17 protein-coding genes and 1 tRNA gene are annotated in these 14,969 nt (G+C 71.1%); 11 read left to right on the forward strand and 7 right to left on the reverse strand.

All coding sequences use genetic code 11. From position 1 onward, the window contains the following. The first annotated feature begins 1 nt into the window (after window position 1). Window positions 2-697, forward strand: a complete 696-nt coding sequence (locus OQF71_RS01175; RefSeq protein ID WP_280585241.1) for a halocyanin domain-containing protein — start codon at window positions 2-4, stop codon at window positions 695-697. Window positions 698-712: 15 nt separating this feature from the next. On the opposite strand, the gene OQF71_RS01180 is transcribed toward OQF71_RS01175, so the two are convergent. Then, a complete protein-coding gene (locus tag OQF71_RS01180; RefSeq protein ID WP_280585242.1) occupies window positions 713-1,237 on the reverse strand; it encodes a metal-dependent hydrolase in 525 nt (174 codons plus the stop codon). A 56-nt stretch (window positions 1,238-1,293) separates the two neighbouring features. Further along, window positions 1,294-1,854 carry a DUF420 domain-containing protein gene (locus OQF71_RS01185; protein WP_280585243.1) on the reverse strand — a complete coding sequence of 187 codons (561 nt, stop codon included), beginning with the start codon at window positions 1,852-1,854 and terminating at the stop codon, window positions 1,294-1,296. Between the two features lie 165 nt (window positions 1,855-2,019). Here OQF71_RS01185 and OQF71_RS01190 point away from each other — a divergent pair. The 3 genes from OQF71_RS01190 (at window position 2,020) to OQF71_RS01200 (ending at window position 4,879) form a co-directional block, all read left to right on the forward strand. Then, a tRNA-Leu gene (locus OQF71_RS01190) sits at window positions 2,020-2,104 on the forward strand. A gap of 330 nt (window positions 2,105-2,434) precedes the next feature. Then, window positions 2,435-4,318, forward strand: a complete 1,884-nt coding sequence (gene gatE / locus OQF71_RS01195) for a Glu-tRNA(Gln) amidotransferase subunit GatE (protein WP_280585244.1) — start codon at window positions 2,435-2,437, stop codon at window positions 4,316-4,318. Between the two features lie 69 nt (window positions 4,319-4,387). Continuing rightward, window positions 4,388-4,879 (forward strand): phosphate-starvation-inducible PsiE family protein, encoded by a 492-nt coding sequence (locus OQF71_RS01200; RefSeq protein ID WP_280585245.1) that lies wholly within the window; start codon window positions 4,388-4,390, stop codon window positions 4,877-4,879. Window positions 4,880-4,891: 12 nt separating this feature from the next. On the opposite strand, the gene OQF71_RS01205 is transcribed toward OQF71_RS01200, so the two are convergent. Beyond that, window positions 4,892-5,374 carry an Lrp/AsnC family transcriptional regulator gene (locus OQF71_RS01205; protein ID WP_280585246.1) on the reverse strand — a complete coding sequence of 161 codons (483 nt, stop codon included), beginning with the start codon at window positions 5,372-5,374 and terminating at the stop codon, window positions 4,892-4,894. A gap of 182 nt (window positions 5,375-5,556) precedes the next feature. Between OQF71_RS01205 and OQF71_RS01210 the strand changes: the two genes are divergently transcribed. Beyond that, window positions 5,557-6,513, forward strand: a complete 957-nt coding sequence (locus tag OQF71_RS01210; RefSeq protein WP_280585247.1) for a DMT family transporter — start codon at window positions 5,557-5,559, stop codon at window positions 6,511-6,513. Window positions 6,514-6,529: 16 nt separating this feature from the next. Here OQF71_RS01210 and OQF71_RS01215 read toward each other — a convergent pair whose 3' ends face one another. Both OQF71_RS01215 and OQF71_RS01220 read right to left on the reverse strand, forming a co-directional pair. Continuing rightward, the gene (locus tag OQF71_RS01215) at window positions 6,530-7,102 is read right to left on the reverse strand and encodes a hypothetical protein (RefSeq protein ID WP_280585249.1); all 573 of its coding nucleotides are present in this window, start codon (window positions 7,100-7,102) and stop codon (window positions 6,530-6,532) included. A gap of 138 nt (window positions 7,103-7,240) precedes the next feature. Beyond that, the gene (locus OQF71_RS01220; RefSeq protein ID WP_280585251.1) at window positions 7,241-7,588 is read right to left on the reverse strand and encodes a 2Fe-2S iron-sulfur cluster-binding protein; all 348 of its coding nucleotides are present in this window, start codon (window positions 7,586-7,588) and stop codon (window positions 7,241-7,243) included. A 137-nt stretch (window positions 7,589-7,725) separates the two neighbouring features. Between OQF71_RS01220 and OQF71_RS01225 the strand changes: the two genes are divergently transcribed. Then, window positions 7,726-8,712 (forward strand): biotin--[acetyl-CoA-carboxylase] ligase, encoded by a 987-nt coding sequence (locus OQF71_RS01225; RefSeq protein WP_280585253.1) that lies wholly within the window; start codon window positions 7,726-7,728, stop codon window positions 8,710-8,712. A gap of 41 nt (window positions 8,713-8,753) precedes the next feature. Here OQF71_RS01225 and OQF71_RS01230 read toward each other — a convergent pair whose 3' ends face one another. Beyond that, window positions 8,754-9,296, reverse strand: coding sequence for a universal stress protein (locus OQF71_RS01230; protein ID WP_280585254.1), 543 nt, complete (start codon window positions 9,294-9,296; stop codon window positions 8,754-8,756). A 114-nt stretch (window positions 9,297-9,410) separates the two neighbouring features. On the opposite strand from OQF71_RS01230, the gene OQF71_RS01235 reads away from it, so the two are divergent. Together OQF71_RS01235 and OQF71_RS01240 are read left to right on the forward strand one after the other, a co-directional pair. Next, window positions 9,411-9,668, forward strand: a complete 258-nt coding sequence (locus OQF71_RS01235) for a hypothetical protein (protein WP_280585255.1) — start codon at window positions 9,411-9,413, stop codon at window positions 9,666-9,668. Window positions 9,669-9,783: 115 nt separating this feature from the next. Then, the gene (locus OQF71_RS01240) at window positions 9,784-10,986 is read left to right on the forward strand and encodes a redox-regulated ATPase YchF (protein ID WP_280585256.1); all 1,203 of its coding nucleotides are present in this window, start codon (window positions 9,784-9,786) and stop codon (window positions 10,984-10,986) included. A gap of 14 nt (window positions 10,987-11,000) precedes the next feature. Here OQF71_RS01240 and OQF71_RS01245 read toward each other — a convergent pair whose 3' ends face one another. Beyond that, entirely contained in the window at window positions 11,001-12,887 is a 1,887-nt protein-coding gene (locus OQF71_RS01245; RefSeq protein ID WP_280585260.1) for an aldehyde ferredoxin oxidoreductase C-terminal domain-containing protein, read from the reverse strand. Between the two features lie 146 nt (window positions 12,888-13,033). Here OQF71_RS01245 and yqeC point away from each other — a divergent pair, with 146 nt between their 5' ends. The 3 genes from yqeC to OQF71_RS01260 form a co-directional block, all read left to right on the forward strand. Continuing rightward, window positions 13,034-13,777 carry a selenium cofactor biosynthesis protein YqeC gene (yqeC, locus tag OQF71_RS01250; protein WP_280585261.1) on the forward strand — a complete coding sequence of 248 codons (744 nt, stop codon included), beginning with the start codon at window positions 13,034-13,036 and terminating at the stop codon, window positions 13,775-13,777. 30 nt (window positions 13,778-13,807) lie between these two features. Then, the gene (locus OQF71_RS01255) at window positions 13,808-14,134 is read left to right on the forward strand and encodes an HPr family phosphocarrier protein (RefSeq protein WP_280585263.1); all 327 of its coding nucleotides are present in this window, start codon (window positions 13,808-13,810) and stop codon (window positions 14,132-14,134) included. After that, on the forward strand, window positions 14,131-14,969 hold an 839-nt coding region (locus OQF71_RS01260), incomplete at its 3' end, for a phosphoenolpyruvate-utilizing N-terminal domain-containing protein (RefSeq protein WP_280585265.1). The genes OQF71_RS01255 and OQF71_RS01260, both read left to right, overlap by 4 nt.

Here is a 14,969-nt window from a genome sequence, read left to right on the forward strand (position 1 = left end):
TATGACATCCGACGCCGACGACGCGACGGTGAGTCGCCGCGGGCTGTTCCGGGCGGGCGCCGCGGGCGCTGCCGCCGCGACCGGCCTCGCCACCGGATCCGGAACCGTCGCCGCCCAGTACGGCGGCTATCTGGACGACGTGGATAACTACGACGGCACTCACGACTACACCGGCCAAGACGAGGTCACGGTCACCGTCGGCGCGGTCAACGGGCTCAGATTCGGCCCGGCGGCGATCCTGATCGACCCCGGGACGACCGTCGTCTGGGAGTGGACCGGCGAGGGCGGCGCGCACAACGTCGTCGCCGAGGACGAGACCTTCGACAGCGGCGATCCGATCACGGAGGAGGGAACCACCTTCGAGTACACGTTCGACGACGCCGCCGAGGGCGACACGTTCAATTACTACTGTGTTCCGCACAAGGCGGTCGGCATGAAGGGCGCCGTCGCCATCGGCTCCGTCGACGACGACCTCGTCCAGCCGGACGCGGGCGGGAGCGACGGCGACGGCGGGAGCGACGGCGGGAGCGACGGCGGCGACGGCGGGAGCGACGGCGGCGACGGCGAAAGCGACGGCGGTGGTCGCACCCTCAGCGCGGGCGACATCGGCGCGCTCGCGCTCGGCTTCGGCTTCGCCGGGGCGCTGCTCGTCCCCCTGTTCTACGCGGCCCATCAGATGGCGAACGACGAGGAGTAGGGTAGCCGACGGGGCTCACCGACCGCTTTTTCGAGCCGCACCGACGCCGAACCGCGACCGCAGCGCGACGACGATCGCCGCCAGCCACAGGGCTGCTTCGAGGAAAAAGGAGGGACTTCCGGCGTAGAACAGCGCGAACTCGCCCGGCGGGATCGCGAGCGGATCGGAGCGCGTGAGCACCGGCCACGCGAGGAACAGCGCGTCGCCCGCCCGCCCGTTCACGGTCATGTGGAGTGCGTCGAGCGCGAGGTGTGACCCCCAGCCGACCGCGAGCGCGAGCCCGTGTCGGTGCTTCACGACGACGGCGGCCGCGAGCGGAAGGAGCAGCGCGGAGTGGCCGACCGACTGGTACACATCGAAGACCCCGAGCGCACCCAGCGGCTTGTCCACGACGTCTGAGAGGGCTGCGCCGGCGACGAGCCATCCGGTCGAGAGTGCGGGCGGAAACGCCGGTGTGCCCCTGAGTCCGGAAACGCCTCGCGGGCGGCCCGACAGCCACCCGATACCGGCGGCGACGAGGAGGTGGGTCGCGAACAGCACACCGGTCCGTACGCTCGGCGGCGGCTTCAAGCTTCGTCGTGGTCGTCGCGGGCGCCTCAGAACGCGTGGTACAGCATGACGTACACACCGACACCCATCGTGAAGGAGACCAGCCAGAGGACGGCGGCGACGAAGCCGACCTGCGCGTGGCGAGTGCGGTACAGATCCTCATACGGGCGAGTCGCAGCCAGCAGGAGGGCGTGGAAGACGAACGGGAGACAGACGATCGCGAGCAGGATGTGGACCCCGAGGAAGGGGAGATAGAGGTAGGTGTAGACGGCCTCGGGGCCGGGAAACGCGGTCGTGCCGACGTGGATCAGCCGGTAGAGGTAGGCCCCGAGGAAGGCGGTGAAGAGCGCGAACGACGTCAGCATGAACGCCCGGTGGCGGCGCACGTTCCCGCGAGAGATGGCGCGCCACCCGAGGAGGATGGTGGCGATCGCGATGACTGAGACGGCCGCGTTGAAGTGCGGGATCGCGGCGAGGACGGCGTCGCTCGCGCGGGGGAGGAGAGCGCCCGGGATCGCACCGCCGACGGCGCCGAACACCACGGCGAGCGCGACGACGGAGGAGGCGGCGGTCAAAAGCGGGACGTTCTCGCGGGCCCACTCGGACATGACCCGACGGAGGGGCGCCATCCCCAAACGCGTGCCGGTTTCGGCGGTCCGGGGCGCGGTCCGTTCGGCCCCGCCGCCCGATGTCACTCTTCGGCACGCCACTGTCGAATGGAAGGGCTTTTAATTGGGGGAAGGGTACGTGAGGACGCGACAGGACACCCGCGGGCGTGGGTAGCCAAGCCAGGCCAACGGCGCAGCGTTGAGGGCGCTGTCCTGTAGAGGTCCGCCGGTTCAAATCCGGTCCCACGCATCGCTCGGCGGCACACCCGCCACACCGATGCACGGTGTTGTCTCTACGACAGCACCCACGCACAATTCCTTTCGACTGCTACATGCTGAGTGGTCGCTCCGTAATAGGTCCTGAGACGGTGGACACTTCGAAAGCCCCACCCAACCGCGACCGCCGCCTCACGGCTCCCCAGCCTCGCCGGACCGGCGGCCCGCTCCGAGGGGCGCGCCACCGCCCCATTCACTTATAACTGACATCGTCGGCGCCACGCTCCGACGCACGTCTCGACAGTCGGTCACCGCTCGCGCGAACTGCCACCCTTTTTGTTCCGGCCTGCCGGAGTACGGCGTAATGAGCGAGGACGCGACCCCCGAGTACGACCACGAGGAGCTGGGGCTCGTCGCCGGGCTGGAGATCCACCAGCAGCTCGACACGGAGACGAAGCTGTTCTGCGACTCCCCGACCGTCGAGCGCGACCCGGACGAGGCCGACCGCGAGATCGCCCGCCGGCTCCACCCGACGAAGAGCGAGCTCGGCGAGCTCGACGACGCCGCGATGGAGGAGAGCCGGGTCGACCGCGAGTTCACCTACCTCGCGTACGACACCACCTGTCTCGTCGAGGAGGACGACGAGCCGCCCCGGCGCGTCGACGACGAGGCGCTCTCCGTCGCCCTCCAGATCGCCGACCTGCTCGACGTCTCGGTCGTCGATCAGGCGCACGTGATGCGGAAGCTCGTCATCGACGGGTCGAACACCTCCGGCTTCCAGCGCTCGATCCTGCTCGGGCAGCGCGGAGAGATCGAGACGAGCGAGGGGACGGTGTCGATCGTCGACCTCATGCTGGAGGAGGAGTCGGCCAAGCGCGTCGAGGAGACCGAGGAGGGCGTCGTCTACTCGCTGGACCGCCTCGGCGTCCCCCTCGTCGAGATCGGGACCGGGCCGGACATTCGGAGCCCCGAGGGGGCCCGCGAGGCGGCCGCGCGCATCGGGATGCTGCTCCGGTCGACCGGAGCGGTCAAGCGCGGGCTCGGCACGATCCGGCAGGACGTCAACGTCTCCATCGCCGACGGCGCCCGCGTCGAGGTGAAGGGCGTCCAAGACCTGCAGGGGATCGAAGACATCGTGCGCGGCGAGGTCGGTCGACAGGCCGAACTGCTCGCGATCCGCGACGAACTCCGCGAGCGCGACGCGAGCGTCGGCGACGTTGCGGACGTGACCGACGCCTTCGCCGACACCGACTCCGGGGTCATCCGCGGCGCGCTCGACTCGGGCGGGAAGGTGACGGCTGTCCCCCTCTTCGGCTTCGACGGGCTCGTCGGGCGCGAGATCCAGTCGGACCGTCGGCTCGGCACGGAGCTCTCGGACCACGCGAAGCGCCACGGCGCCGGCGGCATCTTCCACACCGACGAGCTGCCGGCGTACGGCGTCACGGACGAGGAGGTCGCGACCCTCCGCGAGGCGGTCGGCGCCGGCCCGGAAGACGCGGTCGCCATCGTCGCCGCCGACCCGGAGACGGCCGACCTCGCGATCGAGGCCGCCGCCGACCGCGCCGGGACCGCGATCGAGGGCGTCCCGGAGGAGACCCGCGACGCCAACGAGGACGGGACCACCCGCTACCTCCGCCCGCTCCCCGGCGCGGCGCGGATGTACCCGGAGACGGACGTGCCGCCGGTCGAACCCGACCCGTCCGACGTGGAGCGTCCCGAACTCCTCGACGAGAAGACCGACCGTTACGTCGACGCGTTCGGGCTCGACCGCGGGCTCGCCGAGCAGGTCGCGTTCGGGCGTCGCTTCCCGCTGTTCGAGACCGCGGTCGACCGCGGCGTCGATCCCACCTTCGCGGCCTCGACGCTGGAGTCGACGACGACGGAGATCCGCCGCGAGGGGGCGCCCGTCGAGAACCTGAGCGACGATCGCTTCCTCGAGCTGTTCGCCCTCGTCGAGGACGGCGACCTCGCGAAGGAAGGGGTCCCCGAGGTGCTGACGACGCTCGCGGAGAACCCCGATCTTACGGCCGCGGAGGCGGTCGAGGAGGCGGGCCTCTCCGGCGTGAGTGAGGCGGAAGTGCGCGAAGCGGTCGTCGAGGTCGTCGAGCGCAACGCCGACCAGATCGACGAAGAGGGGATGGGCGCGTTCTCGGGGCTGATGGGCGAGGCCATGGGTGCGCTTCGCGGGAAGGCCGACGGCGAGGTCGTTTCCGACGTGCTCCGCGAGGAGATCGGGAAGCGGTCGTAGCGCTTCTCCGGTCGGTCAGGCCTGTTCTTTACGTGTCGGGGCGTCCTCCCTCGACCTGAGAGGAATTCGATGGCGGACCAGTCTGCCGACCAGTCGGACGAGCAATCCGCCGGCCAAACGGCCGGCGATCGCATCTTCGACACGACGAACCGGTTCATCCGCGGCGTCGAACTCGCCGCCGCGGCGCTTTTCGCCCTCCTGTTCGGTATCGGCGTCGTCGACCTCGCGATCCAGATCGTCGAGTCCGTTCCGACCGGTGCGATCACCGACCCGAACGTCGTCATCGGGTTCATCGAGACCGGGCTGCTGTTGCTGATAATCGTCGAGGTGTACGAGACCGTCGTCGCGTACATCGAACAGAGCAACACCCGCCGGATCGTCAGGCTCGTTATTTACACCGGCGTCATCGCGATGGTCCGGAAGGTGATTATCTATCGGACCTCGGAGTACGGCTCCGCGCAGGACGCGCTGTTCGCCGCGGTGTCGTACACCATCGTCATCCTGGGACTGGTCGCGTTGCTGTACGTCGAGCGGTCGGTGGGGACCGTGCTCGACCCGTGATCGGTCCGCCGACTACTCCGTCAGCTCCGCGAGCAGCGTGTCGAGCTCGTAGGTCGCCGGCGCGCGCGGCTCGTCGCGCAGCGTGGCGATCGTGAACGTCGAGTTCGTGCGCTCGACCTCCGGGATCGCCTCGAAATCGCTGATCAGGCGTTCGACGGTGTCCGACGAGGAGAGGCGTGCGAGCACGACGAAGTCGGTCTCGCCCATGGTGAAGAACGCCTCCGTGACCCCCTCGACCGCGAGCAGCTCCTCCGCGAACTCCTCGTAGGGCCCCTCGTAGCCGGCGAGCACCTCGACGATGACGGTGACGCCGAGCCCGAGCGCCTCGTGGTCGAGGTCGTACAGGTCGTTCTCGATCACGCCGTCCTCGCGGAGGTTGTTGAGCCGGTAGTGGATCGTCGACACCGGAATGTCCGTCTCCTCGTGGAGCCGCTCGGGACTCCCGGTGCCCAAGTCCGATATCGCCTTCAACAGCCGCACGTCGCGCTCGTCCATACCCGCCCTTCGCGTGAGGGATTATTGTATATTTCGACCGACACAGTTGCATTCGACTCCAAGAACGGGGCCCGTTTCGGGACCGAATTGCAGTTCATTTGTATGTGTGGTTGTTCATTTTAAATCTGGCGAGTTATGGAAGAATACTTTAACTGCCTCGAACATCTTCGAAGTAACACTCAATGAAGTTACGGAATATGATTTCTACTCCGGAATCAGTCGTCGCCGCGTTCGTCCTCCTCGCGACTCTGTGGGGTACCTCCTTCGTCGCCATCGAGGCCGGGCTGCACTACTTCCCGCCGCTGCTCTTCGCCGGCGTCCGGTACGCGGTCGCCGGGGCGATCGTGTTGGGGATCGCCGCGGTCGCGTCCGGTCGGACGATTCCTCGCGGTCGAGACGAGTGGCTCGGCGTCGCCGTCGCGGGAACCTTCGTGATCGCCGCGTACCACGGTCTGTTGTACGTCGGTGAGATCCACATCTCCGGGGCGGTCGCCGCCGTGGTCGTGAGCCTCGTGCCGGTGTTGACCGCGGTGTTCGCCTCCCTTCTCCTCCCGGGCGAGCGGCTCGGCCCCGTCGAGATCGGCGGGTTCGCACTCGGAGTCCTCGGCGTGGTCGTGATCGCCGACCCGACGGGGACTGGGATCGGCAACTCAGCCCTGCTCGGCGTCGCGCTCGCGTTCGCCGGCGCCGTCGCCTTCTCGCTCGGCGCGGTCCTGCTGCGACCGCTCCGGACCGATCTCCCGATCGCCGCCCTACAGGGGTGGGCGATGGTGCTCGGCGCCGGGCTCCTGTTCGTCGGCGCCGCCCTGTTCGGCGAGTCGCCGGCGGCGATCGTGTGGAACCGAACCGCGATGGCGTCGTTAGCGTACCTCACCCTGCTGTCCGGCGTCCTCGCGTTCCTGATCTACTTCGCGCTGCTCGACGCGGTCGGCCCCGCACAGCTCCACCTCGTCGGATACGCCGAGCCGGTCGTCGCCGCGGTCGGGAGCTGGGTCCTGTTCGGCAGCCTGATCGAGGGGGAGGCGATACTCGGCTTCCTCGCGATCCTCGCCGGCTTCGTCGCGCTCGAACGCCGCGAGATCGCCGCGTACGTCGGATTCGACGCGTATCACTGGCCCGCGCTGATCGGGCGGAAGTAAGGGCTTCCCGGGCCGCTCAGCCCTCGACGTCAGCGGTCACCCCCGCACGGAGGTCGCGGCCGAGGTAGTGGCCGAGCAGCGCGACGACGAGGCCGAGTCCACCGCCGACGGCGAGCAGGGGGAGCCCCCACTGCTGGAGGTAATCGATGCCGATCGGGAGGAAGCCGACGCCGAGGACGTTCATCACGGCGACGGTCGCCCCCGCCCCGGCGCCGGCGAGACCGGTCTCGACGTACCGCCGAGATGAGAGGGCCAGCCCGATGAGGAACGCCGCGAGGAACACGCCTCCGGCGGAACCGATCGTCCCGCCGATGAGGGGGATCGCACCGCCGACGAACACGCCTGCGGCGACCGCGACGAGCGAGAGCGCGAACGCCTTCGCGGAGAACCAGCGACCGCTCGCCCCGATCCGGCCCCCGTCGTCGCCCGCGGTGGCGGCCCGACCGGAGGCGTCGCTCGCCGCGATGTCGCCCCCGGTGTCGTCCGACGATGAGGACGATTCGCCCTCGGCGAGGTCGTCGTCGAGGAGGTCGTCGAGGTCGTCCAACGGGTCGCCGTCGGACGACCCCCGCTCCTTGGAGGGTTGCATACCGGAGCGTTCGCCCCTGAGACCTTGTGTCTTGTGCCCACGAGGGACGGCGTCGCCGTCACGCGGGCTCGCTTTCACCGGAAACGAGGTGTCTCGGCGGCGAGCGACCGCCACGCGGGAGCCGCCGCTCTCTCGCCCTCAGTCGCCTCCGGCGGACTCGCGCGATCCCCACACCCGCTTGTCGACGAGCTCGACGGTCATCGGACCCCTGACGGTTACCCGGCAGGAGAGCCGCGGATAGCCGAAGCGGGCCGCGAGCCGGTCGTGCCAGTGGTCTGGCGGCGGACCATCGCGGATCCGGACGCCGCAGGTGGCACAGAGCCCGCGTCCGCCGCAGTTCAGCCGACGGGTCGCGGCCGCGTACGGCGACAGGTCGACGTCGAGGAGGACGCGCCGGAGGTTCCGCCCCGGTTCGACGGACAGCTCGGTGCGCTCGTCGCCGTCGACGACGACCACCGAGACGGTCTCCGCGATCGGATCGGTCATTCGACGACCGGAGCGTGGTGTTCCGGAGGCATAGATGTGCGCCCGAGTCGACCGGCTTTCGCGGGCGATCCGGTCGGTCTCGACGCTGGCGGCTCCGACCCGGAACGGCTTTGCACGCCCGCGCCGACCCCGTCGGCATGGACACGCGTCGCGCGCTGCTCGACGCCTTGGAAGACGGTCCGGTCTCGGGCCCGGCCCTCGCCGCGGAGCTCGGCGTCTCGCGGGCGGCGGTGTGGAAGGCGGTCGAGGCGCTCCGCGAGGAGGGGTTCGCGGTCGAATCGACGCCGAACGGGTACGTCGCGCCGGCTGTCCCCGCCTACTGCGCGGCCGGGATCGAGTTCGGACTCGACACCCCGTACCGGGTGGAGTACCACGAGAGCCTCCCGTCGACGAACGACCGCGCCCGCGAGCTGGCGACCGGGGGCGCCGCGGACGTCGCCGTCGTCGCCGACGAGCAGACCGGGGGACGTGGACGGCTATCTCGCGAGTGGGTCGCGCCGAGCGGCGGCGTCTGGCTCTCGCTCGTCACGCGCCCGACGGTCCCGGCGGCCCGGGCGCCCCTGTTCACCCTCGCGGCGGCGGTCGCGACGGTCGACGCCTGCCGCGAGGCCGGCGTCGACGCGCACATCAAGTGGCCGAACGACGTGTTGGTGGGAAGCGAGGCGGAGGGTGAACACGCGAGTGGAAGCGATCGCTCGGGACGCGGCGGCCGCAAGCTCGCCGGGATCCTCACCGAGATGGAGGGCGAGGCCGATCGGGTGTCGTGGCTCGTCGTCGGCGTCGGCGTCAACGCGAACCTCGACCCCGAGACGCTCCCCGCGGGCGCCACCTCCCTACGCGCCGAGATCGGCGCGGATACCGATAGACGGCGCTTCGCGGCGACGCTCCTCGAACGGTTCGCGGCGCTCGCGGAGACGGCCGACCGCTCCGACCGGATCCTCTCCGCGTGGCGAGATCGGGCGAGCACGCTCGGCCGGCGGGTGCGGGTGGAGACGCCGACCGAGTCCGTCGTGGGGACCGCGGTCGACGTCGAGTCGCCGGGTGCGCTCGTGATCGACACCGGAGGCGGAGCGCGGCGCGTCCACGCCGGGGACTGCGAGCACCTCCGCGACGCCGAGGAGTGACCGCGGCGGGTCGAGCGCGGGCGGGCGGCGTATCGCCTCGGCTACGTCTGACCCGTCGCCTCCGACTCTCCGTCGTCAGTCGCCCCTTCACCGGTCGTCGTTCCCTCGGCGGCGGTCTCCTCGGCGCGCGCCTTCGGCGGGGCGTCGCCGTCGATCCGGACTGTCAGGACGGGAACAGCCGAACCGCGGACGACTTTCTCCGCGACGCTCCCGAGCAGCAGCCGGTTGATCCCGCCGCGGCCGTGGGTCCCCATCACGATGAGGTCGCAGTCGCTGTCCTCGGCGTATCGGATGATCTCGCCGCTGGGCGAGCCCTCGACGACCGCCGTCTCCACGTCGACGCCGGTCCCCTCGGCCAGCTCCTCGACCCCCTCTACGGCCTCTGCGGCGTCGCCCCGTAGCAGCTCGCTGACGCCCTCCCAGGAGGCCTCCATCGGCATCCCCGCGTAGCTCGCCGTGTCGACCACGTGGATCGCGTGGACCGCCGCGCCGTGGACCGCGGCGAGGTCGAACGCGTGCACGACCGCGCGATGCCCCTCGGCCGAGCCGTCGGTCGGGACCAAGATGCGGTTGTAAAGTGACATTTGTTTACATGCTCCATGATTCCACGGTCGCATAACTCTTTGCAGGCCTTGCCGGTTCTTCGCGGCGGTCCGTCTGAGGCGCGCGCTTAAGCCGCTCCGACGCGTCTTTCGCTCATGAGTACCGAAATTCACCTATCCCGAGTCGAGAGCGAGTTCGAGGACTACTCCTTCCCGGCGACTCGGAGCGAGCTCGCCGAGTCGTGCGCGGGGACCACCGCGCTGTTCGCCGACGGCGACGCCGATCTCGGAGAGCTGCTCGCCGAGATCGATCAGGAGCGGTTCGAGAGCCCCGAAGACGCCTTTGCCGCGCTCCAGAACGTCCTGCCGATTGAGGCGGTCGGCGAGCCGGGGCAGTCCGACGGCGACGCCTGACCGACTCAGTCGTCCTCGTCGCCTGACCGGCTCCGAAATCTCGTCCTTCGTCACCTGTACGCACGCCACGGCGCGTCTCGCATCGCTTTTTACCGCGGGTCGCGCACTGCTGGTAATGAGTTATCGGATCGGCCTCGTCGGCAAACCCTCCGTGGGGAAGTCGACGTTTTTCAACGCCGCGACGATGAACGACGTGCCCGAGGGCGCGTACCCGTTCACCACGATCGACCCGACCGTCGGCGAGGCGTACGTCCGCGTCGACTGCGCCGCGCCCGAGTTCGACGAGACCTGCACGCCGAGCGTCGGGGTCTGCCGCGAGGGGACCCGCTTCGTCCCGGTGAAGCTCGTCGATGTCGCCGGACTCGTTCCGGGCGCCCACGAGGGGCGCGGGCTGGGCAACCAGTTCCTCACCGACCTCAACGAGACCGACGTGTTGATCCACGTCGTCGACTTCTCGGGGAAGACCGACATCGAGGGCGAGACCACCGAGGGCCACGACCCGCGCGAGGACATCGACTTCCTCGAGGAGGAGCTCGACGAGTGGTACCTCGACGTGCTCCGGAAGGGGATCGAGAAGTTCGAGACCCGCTACCACGGGTCGGAGGCCGCCATCGAGGCGGAGCTCGCCGAGCAGATGTCGGCGTTCGGGATCGACAAGGACCGGATGAAGCGGGTGATCCTCGCGGAGGGGCTCGACCTCGACCCCGAGACGTGGGACGACGCCGACGAGGCGTCGCTCGCCCGCGAGATACGCAAGCGCACGAAGCCGATGGTCGTCGCCGCCAACAAGATGGACACCCCGGAGGCGCAGGCGAACTGGGAGGCGATCACGACGGATCCCGACTACGAGCACCTCTCGTTCGTCCCCGCGAGCGCCCACGCCGAGAAGGCGCTCAAGAACGCGAACGAGGCCGGCGTCGTCGACTACACGCCCGGCGAGAGCGATTTCGACGTCGTCGGCGACGTCTCCGGTGAGCAGGCGGCCGGCCTCGACCGGATCGGCGAGTTCGTCGCCGACTACGACGGCACCGGCGTGCAGGGCGCGCTGGAGGCGGCCGTCTTCGACGTGCTCGGCTGCATCGCCGTCTTCCCCGGCTCCGCGAACGGGAGCAAAGACGAGAAGGGCGTCTTCCGCGACTGCTTCATCCTCCCCGGCGGGTCGACGACGGAGGACTTCGCGTTCCACATCCACTCGGACATCGGCGAGGGGCTCCTCCACGGCACCGACTGTCGGAGCGGCCGGCAGGTCGGGACCGACCACGCGCTCGCCCACCGCGACGTGATCGAACTGGTCTCGACGAAGCAGGCGGCGCCGTAGTCGCCCGGCGCTCTTTACAAACTGTCGCCGTCGGTGTCGGGGCCCTCCGCCGCGGACCCGACCGGCGTCGCCGCGTCCGGTAGGTGGGACAGCCCGAGTCGATCGAGCAGCCGCGCCGTCGGCCGACCCTCCCCGTCCCAGCCCCGGTGCTCGTAGTACCGGTCGAGCAGGGTCTCGAACGACGCGGGATCGAGCCCGTCGCCGCCCCGGTCGCCGGACGCTCCGCCGTCGCGCTCGCGGTCCGCTCCGCTCTCGGTGTTCCTCGTCAGCGCCTCAGGGAGGCGGTCGTCGGCCCGCGTGAACCCCTCGCGGAGGTTGAACAGCCGCGTGAGCGTCCAGGTGCGCTCGCCGAGCAGCCGGAGGTCGTCGGGGTCACGCTCGTCGCCGAGCGCCGCGAACCACTCGGCGGCGGCCGCCGGACCGAAGCTCTCGGCGAGGAAGTCGTCGCCGACGAGACACCACAGCGCGGCGCGGCGGTCCTGCTCGTCGGCGACGGCCGCGGCGCGCTCGGCCGGGCTCCACCCGGGCGCGGCCACCGCCTCGGTCTCGACCGGGCGAGCCCGCCGGTGACACCCGCCCCGGTCGCTCGTCGCGAACGCGAGCGCCATCGTCTCGGCCCCGCGCGGGTCGTACGAGCCCAGCTCCATACCCTTCACCGTCGGGACGAGATCCGCGCCGCCGAACCGATCGGCCGCGGACTCGACGCCGTCCGCGAGCGCGTCGCCGAGGGGCGTCGAGCGCGAGGCGATCTCCTCGATCAGCGTCCGGGCCGCGGAGTCGTCGCCGAAGGCGAGTTTCCGGTCGATCCCGTGATCGGTGGGGTCGATCAGCCCGGCCTCGCTCGCGCGGACCGCCCACGCGACCGCGTTGCCCGCGGAGATCACGTCGATCCCGAGCCGGTCGCAGACGTCGCCGAGCGCCGCCACGGCGTCGAAGTCGTCGATCCCGAGCCCCGCGCCGAGCGCGATCGGGGTGCCCCCGCGGGGGACGGTCTCGTCCGGGTCGGAACCTCCACCCGAGCGGTCTCCGCCGCCCGCTCGAATCCGGAACCCGCCGGGGACAGCCTCGTCCGAGCGTTCGCGCCCCGCGGCGCGTTCGCTCGCGCGCTCGACGCCGAGGTTCTCGGCCCCCTCGAACCGGCGCGCCTGCCAGCCCCGGGTCGGGAGCACGCCCGTCTCGTCGGCGAAGGAGACCGTTTCGAGGGTGTCGCCCGCGGCGAGCCACCGCCCGGCGTCGCTGTCGGCGAACTCCCCCTCGTCGCGCTCGCGGAGCTCCCGGAGCGCCGGCGGCGTCTCGGGCGGCGGATCGCGGGCGACGACCGCCTTCAGGTTCTTCGACCCCATCACGGCGCCCGCGCCGCCGCGGCCGGCGTGGTGGTCGCCGCCGTCGGAGGCGATCGTCGCGTAGCGCACGCCCGCCTCGCCGGCGGGGCCGACGCAGGCGACCGCGCTATCCGGGAACCGCGCGTCGGTCTCGGCGGCGTCGAGCCCGCGGAGGTCTCCGGCCGGCTCGATCGTCGCCTCCCCGCCGGCGAGCGAGAGCGCGACGGGAGCGTCGGCCGCGCCCTCGACCACCATGCCGAGGTGGTCGCCGAGCGAGCCCGCCAGCCGGCTCGCGAACGACCCGCCGCCGTACGAGTCGAGGAACGCCCCGGTGAGCGGCGACTTCGTGACGGCGGCGTAGCGCGGCTCGCCGGGGAGGTGCCCCGTCAGCGGGCCGACGAGGAACGCGAGCCGGTTCGCCGGCGCCTCCGGGTCGACGCCGGGCTCCATCTCGTAGCAGTAGCGCGCCCCGAGCCCCTTCCCCCCGACGTACCGCGCGAGCCACTCCTCGGGGACCGGCTCGCTACGCACGCGGCCGGCGGAGAGGTCGACGCGGAGGGCCCGGTCGGGGACGGTCATCGTGCATACGGTCGCGCGCGGACGGGATTAAATCACACGCCGCCGCGAGGGTGCGCCTCGTCGCCGACGCGGAGCCGACCGGAGCTCGACGCGGTGCCCCGTCCCGACCGACGGCCTTTCGCCCTTGGCCCCTCATATTGATGAGCATGAACGACGTCGTCGACGCGCTCGACGCGGCCGCGGGAACGACCTGTCTCGTCGGCGCCGGTGGAAAGAAGACCACACTGTACGCGCTCGCCGCCCGGCTCGACCGGGCCGTGCTCACGTCGACGGTCCGGATCCCGATCTTCGACCGCGAGGTCGCCGAAGTCCGGGCGACCGACGACCCGGTCGGCGAACTCGACGGGACCGCGGCGAACGGCGGCGAGGGAGACGCGTTTCCCCTCGGACTGGTCCCGGAGCGCGAGCGCGACGATCGGTATCGGGGGTACGACCCGGCCGTCGTCGACGATATCGCGGCCGCGCACGACGGTCCGGTGCTCGTGAAGGCGGACGGCGCCCGAACGCGCCTTTTTAAGTCCCCGAACGAGCGCGAGCCGCAGATCCCGTCGGGCGCGGACCGCGTCGTACCGGTGGCGAGCGTCGGCGCGGTCGGCGAACCGCTGGCCGAGGAGACGGTTCACCGCCCCGAACGCGTGGCCGCGATCACCGACGCCGAACTCGGCGACGAGATCACCCCGGAACTGGTCGGGCGCGTGCTCGCCGACGAGCTGGGCGGCTTCAAAGACGTGCCGCCGGACGCGACGGCGATTCCACTTATAAACGCGGTCGACGACGCCGGCGACGAGGCGGTCGCACGGGAGGTCGCGCAGGTCGTGCACGAGCGCGCCGACGTCCCCCGAGTCGTGCTCGCGCGGATGATCGCCGGCGAGGTCGTCGACGTGGTGTGAATATAAGACCGCTCGCGGTCCACTGCCGCCATGGAGCGAACCGTGACGGTGGTTCCGGAGGCGGGACTCCACGCGCGCCCGGCCTCGAAGCTGGTACAGACGGCGAACGGGTTCGACGCCGACGTGTCGATCGGTCGCGCGGACGACGGCGACGACGGGCTGGTCCGCGCCGACAGCATGCTCTCGGTGAGCGGACTGAACGTCGCTCACGGCGAGTCGGTCCGCGTCGTCGCCGAGGGGCCCGAGGAGGCCGCCGCGCTCGACGCGGTCTGCGACCTGTTGACGAGCGAGGTCGAGGGGACGGGGGACGAGAGCGACGGAGGCGGGACCGACGCCGACGAGGGTGAGTCGGAGTGACGACCCTCACCGGCGTCGGGAGCACGCCGCTGTCGGGCGTCGGCGCGGCGCGCTGGTACCGGCCCGAGGCGGACCTGACGCTCCCCGACCGACCGGACCCCGCCGCGGTCGACGCGGCCGCCGAACTGACGCGGTTCGAGAGCGCCCGCGACGAGGCGCGCGAGGCGATCCGACGCGCCCGCGACCGGACTGCGGAACGCGTCGGCGAGGACGAGGCGGCGGTGTTCGACGCGCACGAGGGGTTCCTCGACGACCCGGAGCTGGTCGGCGATATCGAGGACGCGATCGGCGACGGGACCCCCGCCGAACACGCCGTTCACGACCGGTTCGCGGCCGCGATCGAGCAGTTCGAAGCGCTCGACGGTCCCATGGCCGAGCGGGCCGACGACCTGCGCGACGTCCGCGACCGCCTGCTCCGTGCCCTCTTGAACGTCGACGCGCTCAGCGACCTCGGCGGCCTCCCGGACGGTACCGTGGTGCTGGCCGAGCGGCTCACGCCGAGCGACACGGCGGAACTGGACCCGGACGCGGTCGCCGGGATCGCCACCGTCGCGGGCGGACGGACCGCCCACGCGGCGATCATCGCGCGCTCCCTGTCGATTCCGGCGGTCGTCGGCGTCGGCGAGACGCTTCGCGAGGTCGCCGACGGCACCGAACTGCTCGTCGACGGGGTCGATGGGCGAGTCGTCGTCGACCCCGACGCGTCGGCGCGCACGACCGCCGAGGGCGACGCGACGCCGGCCGTCACCGAACGCGTCGCGACCCACGACGGCCGGTCGGTCGAGGTTGCCGCGAACGTCGGGAGCGCCGCGGGACTCTCTGGCGCCGCCGACCG

It is taken from the genome of Halorubrum sp. Boch-26, from assembly GCF_029889805.1.
Taxonomy (GTDB): domain Archaea; phylum Halobacteriota; class Halobacteria; order Halobacteriales; family Haloferacaceae; genus Halorubrum.